Source organism: Photorhabdus aballayi (assembly GCF_026153155.1).
Lineage (GTDB): Bacteria > Pseudomonadota > Gammaproteobacteria > Enterobacterales > Enterobacteriaceae > Photorhabdus > Photorhabdus luminescens.
The window spans coordinates 48,218-71,759 of sequence record NZ_JAPFCD010000010.1 but is presented as its reverse complement, the minus strand read 5'-3'; the positions used below and the strand labels follow the sequence as shown (position 1 = coordinate 71,759).

The 23,542-nt window shown below is 45.2% G+C and carries 14 protein-coding genes and 3 tRNA genes; 11 read left to right on the top strand and 6 right to left on the bottom strand.

Annotated elements, in window-relative coordinates:
• The first annotated feature begins 9 nt into the window (after positions 1-9).
• Positions 10-6,873, top strand: a complete 6,864-nt coding sequence (locus OO184_RS07730; protein ID WP_265378673.1) for an SPM autocatalytic domain-containing protein — start codon at positions 10-12, stop codon at positions 6,871-6,873.
• A 337-nt stretch (positions 6,874-7,210) separates the two neighbouring features.
• On the opposite strand, the gene argA is transcribed toward OO184_RS07730, so the two are convergent.
• Positions 7,211-8,545, bottom strand: coding sequence for an amino-acid N-acetyltransferase (gene argA / locus OO184_RS07725; RefSeq protein ID WP_265378672.1), 1,335 nt, complete (start codon positions 8,543-8,545; stop codon positions 7,211-7,213).
• A gap of 245 nt (positions 8,546-8,790) precedes the next feature.
• Between argA and amiC the strand changes: the two genes are divergently transcribed.
• Complete coding sequence (gene amiC / locus OO184_RS07720) at positions 8,791-10,035, top strand: N-acetylmuramoyl-L-alanine amidase AmiC (RefSeq protein WP_265378671.1); 1,245 nt, start codon at positions 8,791-8,793, stop codon at positions 10,033-10,035.
• A 127-nt stretch (positions 10,036-10,162) separates the two neighbouring features.
• On the opposite strand, the gene OO184_RS07715 is transcribed toward amiC, so the two are convergent.
• The 3 genes from OO184_RS07715 to OO184_RS07705 form a co-directional block, all read right to left on the bottom strand.
• A tRNA-Met gene (locus OO184_RS07715) sits at positions 10,163-10,239 on the bottom strand.
• Between the two features lie 29 nt (positions 10,240-10,268).
• Positions 10,269-10,345 (bottom strand) — tRNA-Met (locus OO184_RS07710).
• A gap of 89 nt (positions 10,346-10,434) precedes the next feature.
• Positions 10,435-10,511: transfer RNA gene (locus OO184_RS07705), tRNA-Met, on the bottom strand.
• A 223-nt stretch (positions 10,512-10,734) separates the two neighbouring features.
• On the opposite strand from OO184_RS07705, the gene mltA reads away from it, so the two are divergent.
• Complete coding sequence (gene mltA / locus OO184_RS07700; RefSeq protein ID WP_265378670.1) at positions 10,735-11,832, top strand: murein transglycosylase A; 1,098 nt, start codon at positions 10,735-10,737, stop codon at positions 11,830-11,832.
• 48 nt (positions 11,833-11,880) lie between these two features.
• Positions 11,881-12,693 (top strand): tRNA cyclic N6-threonylcarbamoyladenosine(37) synthase TcdA, encoded by an 813-nt coding sequence (tcdA, locus tag OO184_RS07695; protein WP_265378669.1) that lies wholly within the window; start codon positions 11,881-11,883, stop codon positions 12,691-12,693.
• On the opposite strand, the gene csdE is transcribed toward tcdA, so the two are convergent.
• Entirely contained in the window at positions 12,665-13,144 is a 480-nt protein-coding gene (gene csdE, locus OO184_RS07690; RefSeq protein ID WP_265378668.1) for a cysteine desulfurase sulfur acceptor subunit CsdE, read from the bottom strand. The genes tcdA and csdE overlap by 29 nt on opposite strands.
• Before the next feature lie 36 nt (positions 13,145-13,180).
• Positions 13,181-14,404 (bottom strand): cysteine desulfurase CsdA, encoded by a 1,224-nt coding sequence (gene csdA, locus OO184_RS07685; protein WP_265378667.1) that lies wholly within the window; start codon positions 14,402-14,404, stop codon positions 13,181-13,183.
• Between the two features lie 421 nt (positions 14,405-14,825).
• On the opposite strand from csdA, the gene OO184_RS07680 reads away from it, so the two are divergent.
• From OO184_RS07680 to OO184_RS07650, 7 genes are all read left to right on the top strand, one after another.
• Positions 14,826-15,746, top strand: a complete 921-nt coding sequence (locus OO184_RS07680) for a transcriptional regulator GcvA (protein WP_049583703.1) — start codon at positions 14,826-14,828, stop codon at positions 15,744-15,746.
• Between the two features lie 64 nt (positions 15,747-15,810).
• Complete coding sequence (locus OO184_RS07675; protein WP_049583702.1) at positions 15,811-16,206, top strand: DUF423 domain-containing protein; 396 nt, start codon at positions 15,811-15,813, stop codon at positions 16,204-16,206.
• Entirely contained in the window at positions 16,199-17,299 is a 1,101-nt protein-coding gene (gene rlmM, locus OO184_RS07670) for a 23S rRNA (cytidine(2498)-2'-O)-methyltransferase RlmM (RefSeq protein WP_049583701.1), read from the top strand. Before OO184_RS07675 ends, rlmM begins: the two co-directional genes overlap by 8 nt.
• 1,134 nt (positions 17,300-18,433) lie before the next feature.
• A complete protein-coding gene (prtA, locus tag OO184_RS07665; protein WP_265378666.1) occupies positions 18,434-19,888 on the top strand; it encodes a serralysin in 1,455 nt (484 codons plus the stop codon).
• Positions 19,889-19,941: 53 nt separating this feature from the next.
• A complete protein-coding gene (locus OO184_RS07660; RefSeq protein WP_265378665.1) occupies positions 19,942-20,346 on the top strand; it encodes a protease inhibitor Inh/omp19 family protein in 405 nt (134 codons plus the stop codon).
• Between the two features lie 60 nt (positions 20,347-20,406).
• Positions 20,407-22,137, top strand: coding sequence for a type I secretion system permease/ATPase (locus OO184_RS07655; RefSeq protein WP_265378664.1), 1,731 nt, complete (start codon positions 20,407-20,409; stop codon positions 22,135-22,137).
• A gap of 75 nt (positions 22,138-22,212) precedes the next feature.
• Positions 22,213-23,541, top strand: a complete 1,329-nt coding sequence (locus OO184_RS07650) for an HlyD family type I secretion periplasmic adaptor subunit (protein WP_265378663.1) — start codon at positions 22,213-22,215, stop codon at positions 23,539-23,541.
• Position 23,542: the final 1 nt, after the last annotated feature.

Below are 23,542 nucleotides of genomic sequence, written 5' to 3'. Positions count from 1 at the left end.
ATAATAAGTATGGAAAAGAAATATACCGTAACCTATAAAGTTGCCCCTATGGGGGCTAAGTATGTTTATCAGGCCGATAAGGGCGATCACAAAGCGGGAGATGTACATTCTTCATTCGGCGGTCATATGTGGTATGTTTTAAGTGACGGGACCGGAAATGAAAAAAGTTATGGTTTCGAGTCAGCGTATGATCAAATGTTTGGTGAAGGGAGAATTACTGAGCATGATGATGCCGCTTACCAAAAGACCTCTTACGAAACCACCGTAGAATTGACTGAATTTCAGTACAACAGGTTAAAAGTTTTTTCAAAAGACCCATCGTTAGTTGGATTTGATGCTGAGCGTTACAATGTGGCCAAAAACAGTTGCGTGGATTTCGTATTTGCGTCATTAAAAGCCATTGGCTATAACGAAAAAGGTTTCGAGGGAGAACTGTTCCCTAATAATAATCCGATACATTTGCGTAAAATGTTACAAAATAATGGAAGTAAAATTATTCGTGACAACCTGAGTCGTTATATTCGTTATAGTGATTTTTATTATCTGGACGATGAAAGTGGTCGAGCATGTTTATGGCTTAGGCCAGAGGATACGAAAATTACCCTACCGATGAAGCCATTTATTAACATCGATATCGTGCCTATGCCAAAACCTCTGCGGTATATTCAGGGTGAAAGTAAAGCTCAGCAGGATGTTGCTAACGGGTTTATACAAAATTCTGCAACACATAAAATATCTGCTCTTGGAGATATCCTCAATAAAACAGATTTCACTTCAACCCAAATGGCAAGCCTTGCCACCGGTGGTATTCGTCCCGGTGAAATGCAGCTTGACCCCAATGTCCGACCTAACACCTATCTGTCGGAGTTCTACAAGCCTTTCTACCAACCCGGAGACACTAGCAAACTGGATTTCGGCCTGCGCAATGCTGTAACGTTGAACGGCTTGTCGGCGATGACAACGTTTAACACTTATGTTGACCCGTTGTTATTGGATCTGAGTGGCAATGGTGCGCACATGACTGATATCCGTGACGGCGTGTTGTTCGACATGGATAACAGTGGCACGCTTAAGCGCAGCGGCTGGACGGATCGCAATACCGGGATATTGGTGATCGATGATGGTAGCGGTCAGATAAAAAATGCCAGCCAGATGTTCTCCGAGTACTACGGTGGTAAGGCCGGAATAAACGGTGCCGCTGGCGAAAAAAAATTCAAGGATGGGTTCGGTGCTTTAGCCAGTGAAGATGCCAACAAGGATGGCGTGATTGATGAACGTGATCCGATCTGGAGCCAGTTGCGGGTCTGGGTTGATGGTACACACGATGCAAAAGTCGATGCGGGCGAACTCAAAACACTGGCGGAATTGGGTATTACCCAGATAAACGTCCGGGCTTCGAACAAAACAGAAGTTCGTGATGGGAATAAGGTCGTTGCCAGTGGGGCGTTTACTATCAATGGTAAAACTCAGGAAGTGTTGGCCGTCGATTTTCTCGGTGACCCCGTCAGCAATACCTTGAGTACTGAGGGAGCTGGCACGCGAGTGACCTCCACTCACAACGATATCACAACCAAGGCTTACGCCAGCCAGAGTGAAACAGATGAAACCCTAAATGCCGAGCAACTGGGAGTAAGCAATCTGTATGGCGGCAGCGGCAATGATACGTTGATTGCGGCAAAAACCGGCAGTTGGCTGGTCGGGGGGACCGGGAGCAATACCTATGTCGGCGGTGCTGGCGATGATGTTTTTGTTATCAGCGCTTCTGACGATACGAAAAACATTCACGGCAATGGCGGGCACGATACGGCGATTATTGTCGGTAACCAAGGCGTGGAGCTGAACATGGGTCAATCCAGTTTAACCATTGCCGAAGGCGGGAGCGGCAACGATACGATCATAAGCGGTAGTGTCAACGGTGTCTTTATCAAGGGCGGTTCCGGTGATTCGGTGCTGGTCGGTGGTATGGGTAACGACGTTCTGGTCGGCGGCAGTGGGCACAATACTATCATTGGTGGCACTGGTAAGTCAGTTATTTATGCCGGTCCTCAGGGTGACACAATTTACGCCTCCAAAGGCGGCAGCATCATTCACGCTGGCGGCGGTGATGATAAGATTTTCGGAGGCTTCGGTGACGACGTGATCGAAGTGGGCCACGGCAATGCTACGATTGATGGGGATGGTGGGATCAACATCGTCAGCCTGCACGGTAATCACGGCGACTATCGAATCACCCGTACTGACAGCGGATATATCGTGGCCGACAAGGTCGCCGGACGTGACGGCACGGTAACGCTGAAAAATATCCAGAAACTTAATTTTTCAGATATTTCGGCTGTTGATTTACAAATACCTGATGCTATGCCTGTCGAGGATGTCCTTACTCACGACAAGGACGGCAAGATTTTTGATCGTACTCAGCCCCATCTGATTTCCGCAGAAAGTCTGTTGGCTAACGATCAACACCTTAACAGTCAGGGAGCCTTGCGCATTGCCAATGTTGGTGATGCGATAGGTGGTACGGTCAGCCTCACAAACCAAGGCGATGTCTTGTTTACGCCGGACCCGCTTTACACTGGGCTGATCAGCTTCAAATACGGTGTCACCGATGCGGCCGGTAATCCTTCGGCATCGGTAGTAGACCTGAACAGCGGGGAAACAGCGCCGATGCGTGCCCCTGTCACGTTACTGACCCCGGAAGTTCCTCTCGATCCATTGGCTGCTCAGCAGTGGTATCTGAGCGATGCCAATATTCTGCCAGTCTGGAAGGACTACACCGGCAAGGGGGTACGCATTGGTCAGTTCGAGCCGGGCGGTAAGTTTGCCACCGCGCCTGAAATATTTGATATCAATCACCCCGACCTTGCAGCGAATGTCGATAAAGCTTGGTTGCAGACTCAACAAACCAATGGCACCTTGCCGGACGTGGTCTCCAACCACGCGACAATGGTGGCGGGTGTAATGGTCGCGGCGAAGAATAATACAGGCGGCGTCGGGGTTGCCCATGATGCTACGTTGGGCGGCTATTATCTGGCTAATGACGGTGCCGATCTTGCGGGACTGGGGCATATGGTCAGTTTTGACGTTGCCAACAATAGCTGGGGATTTACCAACGATTTCGCGCTCAGCAGCTTTCAGGACGGCTCTATAAATACTGCCGCGTCGTTGAGTATGAATGCGCAGTACGCGGCGGCTAATGGTCGTGGCGGATTGGGTACCGTCATCGTAGCGGCGGGCGGCAATAATCGTGCAGAAGGCGGCAATGCCCAAGGGTCGCTGACCAATAACAACCGTTTTTCGGTGGAAGTCGGTGCGATCAACGCACAGGGCGATTTATCGACTTTGCAGATTGGTTCTTCACCGTTCTCCAATCCGGGAGCCAGCCTGCTGGTTTCGGCGCCGGGCAGCAATGTCGTGTCTACCAGCCATATGCTGAAAACCGAACGTGGCTCAACTTTCGGCAATGACTACACCAGCATGCAAGGCACCAGCTTTGCCGCTCCGATAATCTCCGGTGTTGTTGCGCTGATGCTTGAGGCCAACCCGAACTTAGGTTATCGGGATGTGCAGCAGATCCTTGCTCTATCCGCTCGCAAGATCAATGACCCATCTACCAAATGGAACGATAATAACAGCCATAGCTGGAATGGCGGCGGCATGCATACCAGCAACGATTATGGTTTCGGTCAAGTCGATGCGCGAGCCGCTGTTCGTTTGGCTGAGTCTTGGATGACTCAAAGCACTGCTGCTAACGAGTACGTCTATAGCGCATCCAGCGGTCCTGTGGGGAAAACTTTGGCTGCGGGTGAGACGCTGACGTCATCCATCGCCATGAATGCCGGTCTGAATGTTGAGCATGTCGAGATCGATTTTGACGCTCAGGTAGGCCGTCTTGGCGATCTGACGCTCAAACTGATCTCTCCAGATGGCACTCAGAGCATATTGCTCAATCGTCAGGGTAAGGTTCCAGACGGCATGCCGGGCGCGAGTGCGAGCGATCTGGGTAGTAGCCAGTCGGGAACGTTCAAGTACAGCTTTATGTCGACTCATGATTTTGGCGAGCGCTCGGCTGGCAATTGGACCCTCCAAGTGACCGATGCGAATTCCGGCCTGCCGGTCACATTAAATGCCTGGTCGCTACGTTTGTACGGCAGCAAGAGCACCCCGGATGACACTTACTTTTACACCGACGAATATATCCAATCGGTGGTCGGGCAGGCCAACCGCGCGGTGTTGGATGACGCGGTCAATGGCGTGGCGGGAGGGCGTAATACCCTCAATGCGGCGGCTGTTTCGCGGGATACCTCAGTCAACTTGCTGACTGGCGTTGCCAATATTGGCGGCACAGCGTTGACGATAAAGAATCCGTCGGGTATTCAGAACATCGTCACCGGCGATGGCAACGATACGCTGGTGGCAGGTAATGCGGATGCATTGCTTGATGGCGGGCGTGGAAACAACACACTGGCAGGCGGTGCGGGTAAGGACTTCTTTGTGGTTCACCGCCGTGAGGCAGGCAGCGATATCATCAGCAACTTCGAGGCCGCTCGTGGCGAAATCATCGATCTGGTCGGATTTGGTGGCAAAACATTTGCCGATCTGTTGCTGACGCAACAGGGGGCGGATGTTAAGGTCGATCTGGATAAGGGGCAGAGTATTGTCCTGAAAAATCAGACACTCGCCGGGATCGGTGCGGCGAACTTCAAGTTCCAGAACACCTTTATTGCCCCAGTAGCTTACACGAGTAGCGACGCCTCAACGCTCCAGCCACAAGAAGGCTTGGGAACCGTGATCCTTAAGGGCGGCGGCAAGGGCGTCATGCTCACTAGCGACGCTCAGGGGCAGATGAAATTTAGCTTGAATGGAACGATCTATAGTCATGACAGTGCGGCGTCAGATGTTTTTGTGGTGGCAGCCCAACCGGGCGTCAAGGACTATAAGAATGCATTACGTGGATTCCGTCACGGCATTGATAAAATTGATTTGCGTCAAACCGGAATCACTGATTTCAGCCAACTAACCATTGCTAAGAGTAATCGTGGCACGATCAACGGCCTGTCACAAATTCATGGCGTTGAAGTTGTCTTTAATGGGGCCAGCGGTACTGATTCAAACGTGAAGTTGCTGTATCTCGATACCTTGGATATTTCGCAGGTCGATGCGGCCGACTTCCTCTTTGCGGAGCCTTCGCCGGATTTGGTGCCAACGGTCGGGCCAGTGGTGACGCAATCTCCCGATAAACCGACGGTGACTGTACCGAGCTCATTGACACCAATTGTCGGCCCTCTTGGTGTTGACAAGCCTTTACCACTTTCCCCTATCGACCGGAAGCCGATTAGTATTCCCCCAAGGGAGCCGGTTAGTATTCCCCTTATTGACTGGAGTCTGACTAAAATTTCTCCTATTGATATTGACCGGGATATGATTAAAGTTACCCCTGTTAAGCTGACGCCGACTAGAATTAGCACTGGCTTTGTCGACCTGAGGTCGCATTTTGACCAGAATGTTGACCGGATGTCACCTATTAACCGGGATATGATTAAAGTTACCCCTGTTAAGCTGGAGCCGATTAGAATTGGCACTGGCTTTGTCGACCTGAGGTCGCATTTTGACCAGAATGTTGATCGGATGTCACTGATTGACCGGAAGCCGACTAGCACTCCTCCTGTTGAGCCGCGCACAACGCTTAACGTTCCGAAAATTGAGCCAGCAGCGGAACCTACACCGGTGACTACTGACCCTAATTCCATTACGGTCGAAATTCCCTTTGCTAAGGTTACGTTGGGGGACGAGAGTAAGACTATCAATGTGGAAGCTAGGGATAGCGAAATAGTTGCCGGCAACGGTGACAATAAGGTGAATGTGATGGGCAGCTTTGCCGATATCACTCTAGGTGATGGTAACAATGTCATTGTCGGCAATGTCGGCAACCTAACAGTCGGGCATGGTAATAATAGCATTACCCACAATGTGGAAGCTATGGATAGCAAAATAGTTGCCGGCAACGGTGATAATAAGGTGAATGTGGTGGGCCGCTTTGCCGATGTCACGCTAGGTAACGGTAAAAACGTCATTGTTGGCAATATCGACAGACTAACAGTCGGACATGGCAACAACATCATTACCCACAATGTGGATGCTGGAAATGGCAAAGTGGTTGCCGGCAACGGTGACAATAAGGTGAATGTGATGGGCCGTTTTGCCGATATCACTCTAGGTAATGGTAACAATGTCATTGCCGGCAAGGTCGACAGACTAACAGTCGGGCATGGTAATAATCGCATTACCATCCCAAGAATTTCAGCGAGGGTGAAAGTAGGGGATGGTAATAACAATATTGTGACCAGCGGTGATATGTCGACGGTAGAAGTAGGGGATGGTAATAACGATATTGTGACCAGCGGTGAGTTGTCGACAGTAGAAGTAGGGAATGGTGATAACCATATCGTGACCAGCGGTTTTATGTCGAAAGTGAAAGTCGGGGAGGGTAATAACCATATTGTGGACAGTGGTGATATGTCGACGGTAGAAGTCGGGCATGGGGACAACGATTTGGAATTTAGCGGTAATAGGGGGCGGTTGGTGTTTGGAAAGGATATCAGCCCTGAGCGTCTGTGGTTCCAGCATGAAGGGCAGGATCTGCAAATTTCGGTCATTGGCAGCAAGCAGGAGGTAACACTGCATAATTGGTATGCCAGTCCCGCCGAACGACCAGGTAGCATCATGGCGGGTGACGGTCATCGATTGATGGACAGTAATGTCGAAAATCTTGTCCAGGCTATGGCTGCCTTCGCGCCACCAGCGCCTGCGACCACAATGCTCGGCGATGTCGAGCAACAGCGGCTGCAACCTGTGCTGGCAGCTAACTGGCACTAACTCGGTAACAAGACCCGCGATGGTTATCGCGGGTCTTCCATAAATAGGTGAATTGCGTCGTTTAACAAAACCTGCGGAATTCTCCCTCCTGAATGCTCATTGTGAGTAAACGCGCTTTTAGCATTAGGGGGAGATGGAGAACAAATAGCTCGAAGAGCTGTTATTTCGTTGGATTTTCTTGCTTCTTGATGTCTATTTTTAGTCTCTTAATCGGAGCGCCGTCTGCGGTAATCATATAATATGCACAAGTCCAAAGTCCCAGTTTCCAGTCAAAACGGCTGATATATTCAGCATACTCTTTTCGCAAAAGTCGGCTTTTTCGGCATGAGTACGTTTATTACTGTGGTTCCAAATTCAGCATAAGAATCTTAGAACGGCGCTGATAGTTGTATAACTCTTGTTTCTGAATCGGTAGCATTGAGAGTTCTGCTGGCTCAAAACCCCGTTCCTGGAACCAATGAATGCTGCGGGTAGTCAGGACAAACAGTTTTTCCAGTCCGAACTGTTTGGAGTGTTCTGCAATGCGATTCAATAGTACTTCACCTCTTAAAGAGCTGCGATATTTAGGGTGAACGGCTAAACAAGCCATTTCGCCAATTTTCTCCTCAGGGTAAGGGTAGAGCGCAGCACAGGCGATAGTCAGGTTGTCGCGTTCGATAATGATGAATTTATCAATTTCTCTCTCAAGTTGTTCTCTTGAACGGCGAACCAGAATACCTTGTTGTTCCAGCGGGCGAATAAGTTCGAGAATACCACCAATATCATTGATATTAGCCCGGCGTATTTGTTCTGCGCTTTCCATGACTATTTGGGTGCCAATACCATCACGGGAGAATAATTCTTGCAGTAGAGAACCATCTGCCTGATAACTCAATAAATGGCTGCGACGAACGCCACTCCGGCAAGCTCTTACCGCACTCCGTAAAAAACGGATTGTACCTGAATAGTAGTCACCTTTAACTTCGAGCTCTTTAATCAGTTCTGGTGCTTGGTTAAGAAAAACTTCCGATAGGATTTTTCCGTCTTTGTCTTGTACACCTTGAGTAGAGCAGAAACCAATTAGTTTTTCAGCCTGTAGTTTGATAGCTAACTGCGTAGCAACATCTTCAAATGCTAAATTAAAACTCTCTCCAGTGACAGAAACTGCAACAGGGCCAACTAGTACGATTGCGCCATTGTCTAATTGACGATTTATAGCGTCCTCATCAATACGGCGAATTTTTCCACTGTGGCAATAATCTACACCATCATCAACACCAAGCGGTTGAGCAATTATAAAATTGCCGCTAACGACATTAATATTAGCGCCTTGTAACGGTGTATTATTCAGGTTCATAGAAAGACGTGCGGTGATATCCAGTTGCAGCAAACCAGCAGATTGTTTGACTAATTCTAATGTTTTATTATCGGTCACACGGGTATGTTTGTGGTAAACCGGTTTGTAATGATGATCTGCAAGGTTTTGTTCAATTTGAGGTCTGGCGCCATAGACGACCACCAGGCGGATGCCTAAACTATGCAGTAATCCTATGTCGTTGATGATATTAGAGAAATTTTCATGAGCAATAGCCTCTCCACCAAGCATAATAACAAAGGTTTTACCACGATGTGCATTGATGTACGGAACAGAATGACGAAATCCTTCAACTAATTCGGTGCTGCGTTCTTTCATAACAGACTCTCGATTGAATTTTTATTCGTAATTTATGCTTTTTTATTCCTTTTGAGGAAAAATGGCAAGAGGCAATTCAGATAAAAACATTTTCATGTACCTGTAGACGTTAATAATTTGCAAAATATAAAATGCTGTTTATTGATGACAGCATAATGCTGATTGGTTAAAGTTTTTCATTTGATCGTTTCATTTGGTGAATGTCACCCTGAATGTTTGTATTTTATGAATGGAATATTAAGTAGATGAGTCATTCAGATCATAATCTGTCACGACGTCGTTTGTTGCAGGGAGCCGCAGCGATGTGGTTACTTAGTGTTAGCCAGGTGGGTTACGCAGCGTCAGCAAAAATTATCGCAGTACGTATTTGGCCGGCATCCAGTTATACCCGTGTAACGCTTGAATCCAATATTCCACTCAAATATCGCCAGTTTGCGCTGAAAAATCCAAATAGAATTGTGGTTGATCTTGACGGTGTACAACTCAATCATGCTCTAAGCGGGATGGGGGAGCAGATTCAATCCCGCGACCCTTACCTTAAACTGGTCAGGGTGGGGCAGTTTAATCCTAAAACCGTTCGCTTGGTGTTCGAAGTTAAGCAATCGGTCAGTCCACATATGTTTACGTTGAAACCAGTGGCGAAATTTAAACATCGTCTGGTGTTGGATATTTATCCCGTAACAGGAACGAATACGGATGATGATCCATTACTTGCTCTACTCGAAGAGTACAATAAAGGTCATTTGGCAGAAGATCTGCCAGTGGAAAGACCAAAGTCAGGCAAGGCAGGTAAAGACAGGCCAATCGTTATCATGCTTGATCCAGGGCATGGCGGGGAAGATCCTGGTGCTATTGGCAAATACAAGACCCGCGAAAAAGATATTGTTCTGCAAATTGCTCGTCGATTGAAAACGCTGATTCAGCGTGAACCGGGGATGAAAGTTTATATGACCCGTAATGAAGATGTGTTTATCCCGCTAAAAGTCCGGGTGGCAAAAGCGCGTAAGATGCGGGCTGATCTATTCGTTTCTATTCATGCTGATGCCGTTACTAACCGAGTTGCCCGTGGTTCTTCGGTTTTTGCACTCTCGACTAAAGGTGCAACCAGTAATACCGCACGTTTTCTAGCCCAGACGCAGAATGAAGCTGATCAGATTGGCGGGGTAAGTAAAAGCGGTGATAAGTATCTGGATCACACGATGTTTGATTTGTTACAAACTGCGACAATCAATGACAGCCTTAAATTTGGCAATGAAGTGCTCAAACGCATGGGAAAAGTGAATAAACTTCATAAAAATCAGGTAGATCAGGCTGGATTTGCGGTACTGAAAGCACCGGATATTCCTTCGATTTTGGTAGAGACTGCGTTTATTAGTAATCTGGAGGAGGAGCGAAAACTGAAAACTGCGCGCTTCCAGCAGCAGATCGCAGAGTCGATTTTTGCGGGTATCAAAGCTTATTTCAAGAATGGGGGGAATTTGGCGATTTGAGTTCTGAGGCCACGTATCTGCTCTCTCTATTATCATTAAACTGAGTACAGATACGACGGCGACAAAATTATCTAAAAATTATTTAGAAGTCACTTCTGGAATTTTTACGCTGAAACGCATAGAGAATTGGTTGCGGGGGCCGGATTTGAACCGACGACCTTCGGGTTATGAGCCCGACGAGCTACCAAGCTGCTCCACCCCGCGTCCGTTTTAATATTTTGAGTAGCGAAAATTGGTTGCGGGAGCCGGATTTGAACCGACGACCTTCGGGTTATGAGCCCGACGAGCTACCAAGCTGCTCCATCCCGCGTCCGTTTAGAACCTACCTCGTGCTTTCCTGCATCACTAACGCCTGCCGGAATTGGTTCCATTCGCAAATATTGAACTATTTTATCGTGTTGGTTGCGGGGGCCGGATTTGAACCGACGACCTTCGGGTTATGAGCCCGACGAGCTACCAAGCTGCTCCACCCCGCGTCCGATGCGGGCACTATACTCAGGATAAGAGCTGTTGCAAGTTTTTTTGTTAAAAATTGTTTGTTTCGTTACTTTTTTGATGGGTTACTCTGCATGTTGATGTTTTTTTATTCGTTTGTGTCGTTGTTTTGTTAAGTTATTTTTTTATGGTAGGTTTCATTATTTTTGTTGGTTTGGTATTTTGTTCGCCGCAGGCTATGTTGGTAAGAGAGAGAAAACAACAATGAAATACTGGGGTAAGTATCTGCTGTGTGGAACCGTGATTTCACTGTTGGTTGGATGTCATTCTCGCCCAACAGCACAGGGCCAACAATATAGAGATGGTCATATCGCTCAGGATTTACGGCTGGTGAATCAACCCAATGCGCAGGGTAAGCCAGTTAATGCAAAGGATTTTTCAGAGCAGATTGCCCTGATTAATCAGGTTGCTCCTCGTCTGTATAATCGTAATAGCTTAACTTTTAACGCCGTTCAAAATTGGATGTTAGCGGGTGGTGAAACCAGTAAGTTGAATCTGTTTAATTTACGCGCTTATCAGATGGAAGGGGTGGATAATTACGGTAACGTCCAATTTACCGGCTACTATACGCCAGTGTTGCAAGCTCGCCGTGTTAAACAGGGGGAGTTTAAGTATCCTCTGTACCGGATGCCGCCTAAGAGTAAATATCGCTTACCAAGCCGAACTGAAATATACAATGGCGCTCTTAGCCCCAATTTGATTATTGGTTATAGTCGTTCACTGATTGATAATTATATTATGGGGGTACAGGGTAGTGGTTATGTCGATTTTGGTGATGGTGAGCCACTGACTTTTTTGGGTTATGCCGGTAAAAACGGGCATATTTACCGGAGCATTGGCAAGTTACTGATTGAGCGCGGGGAAATTGCGCAGGAAGATATTTCTATACTGGCGATTCGTAAATGGACAGAATCTCACAGTGAGGCAGAAGTCCGTGAGCTGTTGGAGCAGAATCCATCATTTGTTTTCTTTAAACCTGAAAACTATGCGCCGGTACGGGGCGCCAGTGGCGTTCCTTTAATTGCAAAAGCCTCTGTAGCGGCTGATAAAATGCTTGTTCCACCAGGAACAACCCTGTTGGCAGAGATACCTCTGCTGGATAAGGAGGGTAAATTTACCGGTCAGTACCAGATGCGCCTGATGGTTGCGTTGGATGTCGGTGGGGCAATAAAGGGCCATCATTTCGATATCTATCATGGTATTGGTGGGGCGGCGGGTATAGCGGCAGGTTTCTATAACCATTACGGTCGGGTTTGGGTGTTAAAAAAAGCGCAGCCTACCATGTTGATGGTAAGTCAGTGATAACTCTTCATACATTTTATAACAGGTTTTCAGGATTGATATTCAGTAATGCAAACTTCTCTTTCTGATGCATATATGCAGCGCTTTGCGGGAACTGCCCGTTTATATGGACAAAAAGCGCTCTCTTTGTTTTGCCATTCTCATGTTTGTGTTGTAGGTATTGGTGGAGTAGGTTCTTGGGCGGCTGAGGCTTTGGCTCGTACAGGAATCGGCGCGATCACTTTGATTGATATGGATGATGTATGTATTACCAATACTAATCGCCAATTACATGCTTTAAAACAGCATATTGGGCAACCAAAGACAGAAGTGATTGCCGAACGTATTCTGGCAATTAATCCAGAGTGCAAAGTGACTTGTGTTGATGATTTCCTCACACCCGATAATGTTGAAGAGATGATGGCGGCTGGATTCAGTTATGTGATTGATGCTATCGATAGTGTCAGGCCAAAAGCGGCGCTGTTGGCTTATTGCCGTCGCCATAAAATTCCACTGGTCACAACCGGCGGCGCAGGTGGACAACTTGACCCGACTCAGATTCAGGTTGTTGATTTGGCGAAAACGGTTCACGATCCTTTAGCGGCTAAACTGCGAGAAAGGCTGAAATCTGATTATCGTGTTGTGAAGAATGGAAAAGGTAAGTTGGGTATTGATTGTGTGTTCTCAACCGAGCAATTAGTTTATCCGCAGAGTGATGGTTCTGTTTGTGCCGCGAAAAGTACCGCCGAGGGAACTAAGCGTATGGATTGCGCTTCTGGTTTTGGCGCCGCAACGATGGTCACGGCGACATTTGGATTTGTAGCGGTTTCCCATGCCCTGAAAAAGATGGTTGCTAAGGCGCAACGTCAAGGCGATCTTTGATATAAGATTTTGCGGTATTTTGCACGGTATTAATCAGCGACTTGACGCCGTTCAGCCGTGAGCCGCTTATCTGCTGTTCCAGCCCAAGTTGGTGGAACAGCGCCAACAGGTTAGTTGCTAAAATTTGTTCCGGTGTTTTGCCTTCTACGGCAGTCAAGATCACGGCCAGTAGACCTTTTACAATGCGACCTTCGCTGTCGCCATAAAAATGCAAATGACCATCTGGCAGTAATTGATGCCCTAACCAAACCCGGTTTTCACAGCCGGACATTTCAGTATCTTGCTGTTTCAAGCTTTCTGACAATACGGGCAGTTTCTTCGCCAGTAAGATTAACTGGCGATAACGATCTTCCCATTGGCGGCATTGGTCAAAGGTTGCAATGAGCTGTTGTTGGCTGATTTCCCGGCCAAATGGGTGTGGTGCAATCCGGTTTTCAGCGGCTTGAGTCATAATGTCATTCATCCTGTAATTCATTCATCCTGTAATTCATTCATCCTGTAATAGAGAAAGGCCAAATTTTACTGCTTGAATTAAAGCATCGGCATCCTGCTGATTGTTGTAAGGCATAAAAGAGGCGCGCAAACAGCCGCTGATGCCTAAAGCTTCGATCAGGGGTTGAGCGCAGTGTTGACCGGAACGTAACGCAATATTTTGTTCTGCCAGAATGGCGGCCAAATCACTGTGATGAATGTCGGTAAAATTAAAAGCCAATAAGCTGGAACCGGCAATGCGATAGCTGATAAATCCGGGTAAAGCGGAGAGTTGTGCTTCGGTATAGTCAGCAAGTGCGACTGCATGAGCCTCGGCTTTGGCAATATCAATATCTTGCAACCATTCCAGCGTGGCAGAAAAGCCAATAATACCGGCAACATTTGGTGTGCCTGCTTCAAACCGGAAAGGTACCGCTTCTGGTGTAAAACCGTTGAATGAAGTGTGGGAGAGCATTTTCCCGCCGCCTTGCCAGGGAGACATAGCATTAAGTAACTCGCTTTTGCCGTAAAGTACGCCAACACCGTTCGAACTATAGAGTTTATGAGCAGAGAATGCGTAGAAATCGATATCTGATTGTTGAACATCAATGGGATTGTGAACAACGCCTTGGGCGCCGTCCACAACGATCAGACAACCGTGTTGGTGTGCTATTGCCGTTATTGCAGAGAGATCAACTGTTCCGCCAGTTACATTGGACATTTGGCTGATGGCTATCAATCGACTGTGTTTGTTTAGCAATTCAGGCAGGATGTTGATGTCAGGCAACTTGCCATTGCCTAGAGGCCATTTAATAACCTTGGCGCCGATTTGTTCTGCCAACATTAACCAAGGGATCAGATTGGAATGGTGTTCCTGCTCACTGACGATAATTTCATCACCGGGCCAGAGATGAGTGCGGAAATAACTTTGAACAACTAGATTGAGGGATTCTGTTGTTCCTTTTGTCCAGATAATATTTTCAGCTTTCGGAGCGTTGATGAGTTCAGCAACTTGTTGCCGGGCATGTTCATAGCGGGATGTGATTTCCAGCGCTGCTTGGTGCTGGCTGCGATGTACGGTAGCGCTACTGTTTTGATAATAGTCTTGGGTTGCCTTTATCATCGCTTGTGGTTTGAGTGCAGTGGCTGCGCTATCCAGAAATATCGTCTGTTGTTGTGCTGGAAATTGTTGTAGCGCTGGAAATTGCTGGCGGAACTGTTCTGGTTCGAACTTTTTCATGAGTGTATTAATTTTGTTTTATGGTTATGTATCCGATTGTTTTGGCTGAAAATGGATAGGTTATTACATGGAATAATATTGCCATGTTTTACTCTTTATGCCAAAAAAAAGCACCGCAACTGCGGTGCATTAAAAAATCACTATGGACAGACAGGGTAAATGTACAGGAAGTGAAAAAAACAGTAGCTTAAGCTACAGGGTCTGGTTTCCCAGACAACTTGCAAACACAACATCACAACCACAAAGCCAAAAGTTTCATAGCGTTAAGCTGATTCACTTTTCGTTCCGGCTTAGGAAGTGGCGCCACTATAGGGATTTACTGGTGTATCCTCAAGGGACAATTTATAATGATTCGGATTACAAAAACTAATAACTAAATATAAAGAGTTACCGGTATCGCCAACATTACATAAGGGCTCACATGTCCAAACGTTTACCACCACTTAATGCGTTGCGGGTTTTTGATGCTGCGGCGCGTCATTTAAGTTTTACTAAGGCGGCTGAAGAGTTATTTGTGACGCAGGCCGCAGTTAGCCACCAGATGAAAAGTCTGGAGGATTTTCTTGGGTTGAAGTTATTTCGTCGTCGCAATCGATCACTATTGTTGACTGAAGAAGGTCAAAGCTACTATCTGGACATTAAAGAGATATTCACGGCGATAAATGAAGCGACACGTAAACTTCAAGCCAGAAGCGCTAAAGGGGCTTTGACGGTGAGTCTTTCACCTAGCTTTGCTATCCAGTGGCTGGTTCCAAGGCTGTCCAGTTTTAATTTAGCTTATCCAGGCATTGATGTCAGAATACAGGCGGTAGATAGAGAAGAAGATAAGCTTGCTGATGATGTTGATGTTGCCATATTTTATGGTCGTGGAAATTGGCCGGGGTTACGTACTGATCGTCTTTACGCAGAATATTTGCTTCCCGTTTGTTCTCCTTCGTTATTGACTGGAGAGAATCCTTTGAAAACTCCCGCAGATTTGGCGCGTCATACGTTGTTGCACGATTCTTCTCGTCGTGACTGGCAAGCGTATGTGCGCCAGCTTGATATGCAGTCGCAGATAAATGTTCAGCAAGGGCCGATATTTAGCCATAGTGCAATGGTGATCCAGGCTGCTGTTCACGGGCAGGGTATTGCACTGGCAAATAATGTCATGGCTCGGACTGAAATTGATGCGGGACGTTTAGTTTGCCCATTTAATGATGTGTTAGTGAGTAAGAATGCATTTTACCTTGTCTGTCATGACAGTCAGGCTGAATTGGGGAAAATTGCCGCGTTCAGACAATGGGTTTTGGCGCAGGCAGCCAGTGAGCAGGAGAAATTGGGCTTTATTACCAATGAGTAAGGATGGAATAAGGCATTACGAGCGGTAAAAGCTCTCAGAGAGAATATGAAAAAGGAAGATAACAGTGAATAGTCGTTTAATGCTTATCTTTGCTGGCCTTAGTGGTTTTTTCTATGTGGCGTTTGGTGCTGTAGGGTCACATTTATTATCTCCGATGATGGAAAAATATCAGATATGTTGGATTGATCTTGGTCTGCAATATCAGGGTATTCACACTCTGGCAATGATGGCGATGTCTGCCATGCTAATGCGTAAAGTGGTGCTCTGGTTTTACTGGAGCGGCGTCTTTTTTGCAGTAGGTATCTTGTTGTTTAGCGGCAGTCTCTATTGTATGGCCTTGTTGCAGGTTAAATTTTTTGCGTATATTACGCCAGTTGGAGGATTTAGCTTTCTTATCGGCTGGTTTTTAGTATTAATTGGCGCTTTGCGTCTAAGGAAATCGGCGCTTCGCCATGAATAAAATAGCTTTATATTGCCGCCCTGGTTTTGAAAAAGAGTGTGCAGCAGAAATCACTGATAAAGCGGGTCAAAAAGAGATTTACGGTTTTGCCCGGGTGAAAGATAACAGTGGCTATGTCCTGTTTGAGTGTTATCAACATGAAGATGCTGATCGGCTGATTCGTGAGATCCCATTTCGCGAGCTGATTTTTGCCCGTCAGATGCTGGTCGTGGGTGAATTATTGCGAGATTTGCCTCCTGAAGATCGGATAAGCCCGATTATAGGTATGCTGCATGGCGTCATTGAGCGTGCAGGCGAGTTACGGGTTGAGGTGCCTGATACTAATGAAAGCAAAGAGTTATTAAAATTTTGCCGAAAATTTACTGTTCCATTGCGTAATGCTATGCGTCAGGAAAAGATCTTGCTGATGCGGGAAAGCGTTAACCGCCCGGTAATACACGTTTTCTTTATTGCTCCGGGTTGCTGTTATGTTGGTTATTCTTACAGTAACAATAACTCGCCATTTTATATGGGTATTCCTCGGCTAAAATTTCCTTCGGATGCACCGAGTCGTTCAACATTAAAACTGGAAGAGGCGTTCCATGTTTTTATCCCATATGACGAATGGGAAGAGCGGCTGGCTAGCGGTTTATATGCGGTTGATCTAGGCGCGTGTCCCGGTGGTTGGACTTACCAATTGGTGAAACGTAGCATGATGGTTCATGCGGTAGATAATGGCCCGATGGCGCAAAGCTTGATGGATACCGGGCAGGTTAGGCATCACAAAGTTGATGGTTTTAAGTTTCAACCTTCGGCAAAAAATATTTATTGGCTGGTATGCGACATGGTGGAAAAACCAGCAAAAGTGACACAGTTAATGGCAGATTGGTTGGTTAATGGCTGGTGTCGGGAAGCGATTTTTAATCTCAAATTACCGATGAAAAAGCGTTATGAAGAAGTTGCGCATAATTTGCAGAAAATGAACTTGCAATTAAAAGAGGGGGGGATAAATGCACAAATTCAGGCAAAACACCTTTATCATGACAGGGAAGAAATAACGGTTCATGTCCGTCGTATTTGGTCTGCTTATGCAGCTAGCCGGAATGATTACTAATTCGCGATTGTTGATCACTATTCTGTAATAAACCGATAAAATAAGATTTCCTAAAACGCCTCCGTTATATTCTGAGGCGTTTTTTTCAATATTAAATGACATTGTTGCCTTTTATCTCTCGTTACTGTGTGGACTAAAGTGAGTGTATTAGGAGGATGTAATTCATTTTTTCAGTGAAGAAGGTATTACATAATACTCTATTATCAGGTGATTATTATTTAATGTGACAGTAAATATTGTATGATTTGTGTCTTAAAATTGTTGATTTTTTTACTTAACTTAAGGTAAATAGAAAAATAAATATATTATTGCAATCGTTTGATTAAACGATAAATTAATATGAGATAATTTGATGAATTAAAATTATAAAATGATGAAAATAAATTTTTTGATTAATATTTTAAGTGTGAAAATTACTTGTGATATTAATATTGAAATGATATTTATATTATATAAGATTAAATTTCTGTTTTTGATTTAATATATTTATGAATTAATCATATATGTTGATATTGTTATTTTATGCTCAAAAAATACAAATATGAATTAATTATATTGGGGCAGGGGGTATAATAAAGGAAATGTTAACCGCTCTGTGATATATATTTTTTACTGATTTAATTAAGTTTCTATTAAATTGTTATTAATTTGTTTGATAATATATTAGGTGTTTACTGGTTTAGAGTCTTTTCGTATATACGTCATATCGTTCAATATTTCAGTCAAAAGCGGTCGATTATTCTGATTTTGTCTATTCATATAACGGCTTGGGATAATTGCTGATTAAAATTATCAATAATAATGCTATAAATTTTTTAAAGTTTACTGCATGGATAGTTAAATAAATAGATAATTAATCAGTAAGAAAATACCACAAAGAAATTAGCGGCACTTTTTTCGCCTTAAATGGTTATGTTATATAAAACAATTGCTTATTTGTTTTATGTTATTTTTATCACGTTTATATTAAAAAAATATGTTAATTGCTTTTTACATAATTAACTTTAATGTTACGTTTATGTGAAAGGGATTTTAGTTGTTAATTTGTATGACCAAGGTCGGTCTGTTGTTTTCAGGTTTTATTGACTTGTATTTAATAAAATAAAAAGATTTTTATATCTAAGTCCTGAATTTATGGAGAAATATATGTCTTTAAAGAAGAAAATTTCATACTCGGAAGACGTTAGCGGTTCAGCAAAAGCAAATGAGTTGCTGAAATGGTTACAGGCTTATATACCAGGTAAGGATTCTAATATTGTCGTTGAGCATGAGCCTAGTAAAGATGCTGCTAAAGAATTAATCCGGGGTGATTATCGTTGGGGGAATCAGGACGACGATAAATCTAAAGCTTTCCAATTAAAGTATACTTTCCTGGAAAGTAAGCCAGATGATATGCCGTGGCATATTTCTGAATTTTCAGCATTTAATGAAGCACAAAGAGCATCTGCAAAACTATCAATACAATCTTGGGCCGATGTTGCTAATATCGATTTCGTTGAAACCACTGATGTTAAAGAAGCGAATATCACCTTTGGGTTCTTTGATGTTAGTTTGACGGGGAGTTACGCGTTTGCTTATCTGCCAAGGCCGGAGAAAACACAGTTAGGCACTTGGTATAACGCAAAAAGCCGTACTTTCTCCAATAATGATATCGATGTAAACGGTTATGGCCGTCAGACGTTTACTCATGAAATTGGTCATACTCTGGGGTTGCAACATCCGGCTGATTATAATGCGTCTGATAAGGTAAGCCCGACTTATAAGAACAGCGCTACTTATTTTGAAGATAGCCGTGCTTATACCGTCATGAGTTATTTTAGTGAGAAAAATACTGGTCAGGATTTTAAAGGTATTTATTCTTCCGCACCATTACTTAACGATATTTCTGCCATTCAAGCGGTATACGGCGCTAATAATACCATCCGTGCTGATGACACAGTATATGGTTTTAATTCCAACACCGATCGTGACTTCTATACCGCAAAAGATGAGAACAGCAAGCTGTTGTTCACTGCTTGGGATACAGGCGGCAATGATACGTTTGATTTCTCTGGCTTTACTCAGGATCAACGTATCAATCTGAATGAAGCCTCTTTCTCCGATGTCGGTGGACTAAAAGGAAACGTCTCTATTGCCCGTGGCGTCACGATTGAAAATGCGATTGGCGGCAGCGGTAATGATGTTTTGATCGGGAATGACGCCGCCAATACTCTGAAAGGCGGGGCTGGTGATGACATCATTTACGGTGGCTTAGGAGCAGATAATCTTTGGGGTGGAGAAGGCAACGATACATTTGTCTACCTGAGCGCCAAGGAATCGCCTCCTCTTGAGCGTGATTGGATCCATGACTTTGTTTCCGGTAAAGACAAGATTGATGTGTCACTGTTCGATCTGGGTGAAGCCGGGAAGGGGGGAGTTAAATTTGTAGAGGAATTTACCGGTGCAGTTGGAGAAGCTGTGCTTCGTTATAACACTGTTGATAAGGTGAATGATTTCGCCATTAATTTGGGCGGTAAATTTTCCTACGATGATTTTTGGGTGAAGATTGTCGGAGAGCCGATATTAGAGTCTGATTTCATTCTTGCATAACACAACAACACAACCGCATCTGATTTAGATGCGGTTATTCGTTTGGAGGCGGCATGGTTTTTGCAGCTTGGTATCTGAAATTTGCATTCTTTGTTGCTCTTACATTCAGCATTACTGGAGGAAGTATGGCAAGTAGCCTTGCTCTCCCACACGCCAGTGAATTGAAAGGCGTGTGGCAGCTATCGGATAAACATCAACAATGTGATATGTCATTGACTGACCAACCCTTACCAGAGGGATCAATTTGGTCACTTAATGGTGATAACGATTGTTTGGCGTATATGTTTGGCGAAGTGCCTGCCGGTTGGCGGCCGACTCCAGATGGCCTCACAATTACTGATGAACAGGGAAGTGCTTTGGCTTTCTTTGCTCATGAGCCAGATGGTTGGTTTGCCCGCTTTGCCGATGGTCGGGAATTAATGATGAAGCCCAATAAGACTAATAAGAAAAATGAATAAGGAAGAACACATTAACATCGGATAGTTATATTTTTAAAAAAATAAAAATAAGGAAATAGTGTGAAATTACTGCTCCCGAAGGATGAAATTACTGATGTCATTCGTGCTCGTAGCCGGGTATTTTGGGCTATTGGGTTGTTCACTGCCTTTATTAACCTGCTGATGTTAGTTCCGTCTGTTTATATGTTGCAGGTTTATGACAGAGTATTACCGTCGGGTAATGAAATCACTTTGCTGATGTTGACTCTGATTACCCTCGGCATGTTTACCATGATGGGAATGCTGGAATATATCCGTAGCATGATTGTCATCCGCATTGGCAGCCAGCTTGATATGAAGCTGAATAACCGGGTTTATACCGCATCTTATGAATCAAATCTGAAAAATGGCACCACGGATGCTGGCCAGATGCTCAATGACTTGGCAAATATTCGTCAGTTTCTGACGGGTAACGCTTTGTTTGCCTTCTTTGATGCCCCTTGGTTTCCAATCTATCTGCTGGTCATTTTTCTTTTTAACCCTTGGCTTGGTCTGTTGTCATTGGGAGGCGCACTGGTATTGATTGCCTTGGCTGTGCTGAATCAGTGGCTATCAAGTCAGCCGTTATCCGAAGCCAGTAAACTCTCTCTACGTTCAGCGAGTCTTGCCAGCACTAATTTACGTAATGCCGAAGTTATCGAGGCGTTAGGTATGTTGCCAGTGCTACGTCGGAGATGGTTTGGATTACATGAGCGTTTTCTCAATTTCCAGCGCATTGCCAGTGAGCGGGCTTCAGTAATTAATTCAGTCACTAAAACAGTGCGTTTGGCCTTGCAGTCACTGATCCTGGGATTAGGAGGCTGGTTAGCGATTGGTGGGCATATTACGCCGGGCATGATGATTGCGGCTTCAATTTTGATGGGGCGTGCGCTTTCACCGATTGAACAACTGATTCAAGCCTGGAAAGGCTGGAGTGGCGCGCGTTTGTCATGGCAGCGGTTAACCAATTTGCTGGAACAACAACCGGAACGGAAACCCGGCATGTCATTACCTGCGCCGAAAGGCAATTTGTCCGTGGATAAAGTTTCCGCAGCGCCTCCGGGAAGAAACAGTAAGGTTGTGTTAGAGGATGTGAGTTTTTCGTTGGATGCCGGTGATGTGATGGGATTAATTGGCCCCAGTGCGTCCGGAAAATCGACGCTTGCTCGGTTGCTGGTAGGAATATGGCCTGCACAAGAAGGCGTTGTTCGTTTAGATAATGCAGATATTTATCAATGGAATAAAGATGAATTGGGCTCCTCAATCGGCTATTTGCCGCAAGATATTGAACTATTTGGGGGCACCATTGCTGAGAATATTGCTCGTTTTAATGAAGTGGAGCCGGAAAAGGTGGTGCAAGCGGCAAGAAAAGCGGGCGTTCATGAGCTGATATTGGCCCTTGATAAGGGTTATGACACCGTAATTGGCGCCGGAGGCGTGGGGTTATCTGGCGGTCAGAAACAGCGAATTGGTCTTGCTCGTGCGCTATATGACGAGCCGTCATTGGTGGTGTTGGATGAACCTAATTCCAGTCTGGATGAGGCAGGGGAAAGAGCACTGAATGAGGCGATTTCTCAGCTAAAAGCACAAGGAAAAACAGTGATTGTGATTACTCATCGCACCTCATTGTTATCACAGACAAACAAAATATTGCTGCTGGTTCAGGGGAAAATGAAGATGTTCGGCTCGTCTCAGCAAGTGATGGCCGCTTTATCGCAAAGAAATAATAGTCAGGAACATTCTGCAACCAAAGCAGTCGCGCAGGCATCGTAGCTAGCATAGGTAAATGTGCATTTAATTATAATAATATCAAATAGCTGAGACGGAGATTTCTGTCCGGGAGTGGATATGTCTGATCAAGTTACGCCGGTAAGAGATAAAAAAGGACTGTTGCCTTTGGAAGAAAGGCGTTTTTTGAGACTAGGATGGTTAGTGATTGGTGTGGGGATCTTGGGGTTTCTCATTTGGGCCGCGTTCGCACCGTTGGATAAAGGCGTTGCATCTTCCGGTGTGGTGGTTGTGGATGGCAATCGTAAAACAGTTCAGGCCCCGGCAAGCGGTATTATCAGCCAGATTAAGGTTGTTGAAGGAGAAACAATAAAAGCGGGTCAGACACTCGTCCAGCTCAGTCAGGTGCAGGCAAAGGCGCAGGTCGACGCACTTCAGGATCAACTGTATACCACGCTGGCGACGGAAGCCCGTTTATTGGCCGAGCAGCATGGCGATGAAGCGTTAATTTTCCCCGATATATTACAGCAATTACAATCTGAACCGCGGGTGCATGAGATTATCGAACTGCAAAAACAACTTTTTGTATCACGCCGTGAGGTGCTGAGAAGCGATTTGCAAGGGCTTGAGCAGTCTGTCGAAGGCATAGATTTTCAAATTAAAGGGCTGAAATCTTCTCTTATCAGTAAGCGTATGCAGCAAGCGGCGCTTAAAGAGCAGATAACTAATCTCAAATCTTTAGCGGATGAGGGTTATTTTCCGCGTAATCGTTATTTGGAACTTCTGCGTGAACAGGCTGAACTCAATAGCAGCGTAGCGGAAATGGCAGGACGAGCTGGTCAGCTTGAAAAACAGTTACAGGAAACACAACAGCGCATTATTCAGCGCAAAGCAGACTATCAGCGGGAAGTGCGCACGCAATTAGCGGAGGTTCAGGTCTCTGCCAGTGAATATAGAAATAAGCTGGATACGGCACAGTTTGAACTGACTCATACCTCAATTGTTGCGCCGGTTGACGGCACGGTTGTGGGATTAAATATTTTTACCCAAGGTGGGGTTGTTGCTCCCGGCGAAAAATTGATGGAAATTCTGCCGAACCAGATGGCGCTTGAAGTGGAAACGCGTGTTGCAGTTAATTTGGCGGATAAGATTGGCAAAGGGTTAGATGTGGATCTGATGTTCACCGCTTTTAACCAAAATCGGACGCCAAAAGTTGAAGGAAAAGTTGCTGTGATTTCCGCGGATAGGTTGGTCGATCCAGTCACTAGCCAACCTTATTATCAGATGAGAGTAGTTGTTTCTCCTAAGGGGATGGAAAAACTAAAAGGGTTGGATATCAGACCTGGGATGCCGGTTGAAGTCTTTGTTAAAACGGGTTCCCGTTCTTTGTTAAGTTATCTGTTTAAGCCATTGTGGGATCGGGCTTCAACATCGTTGATAGAGGAGTGAT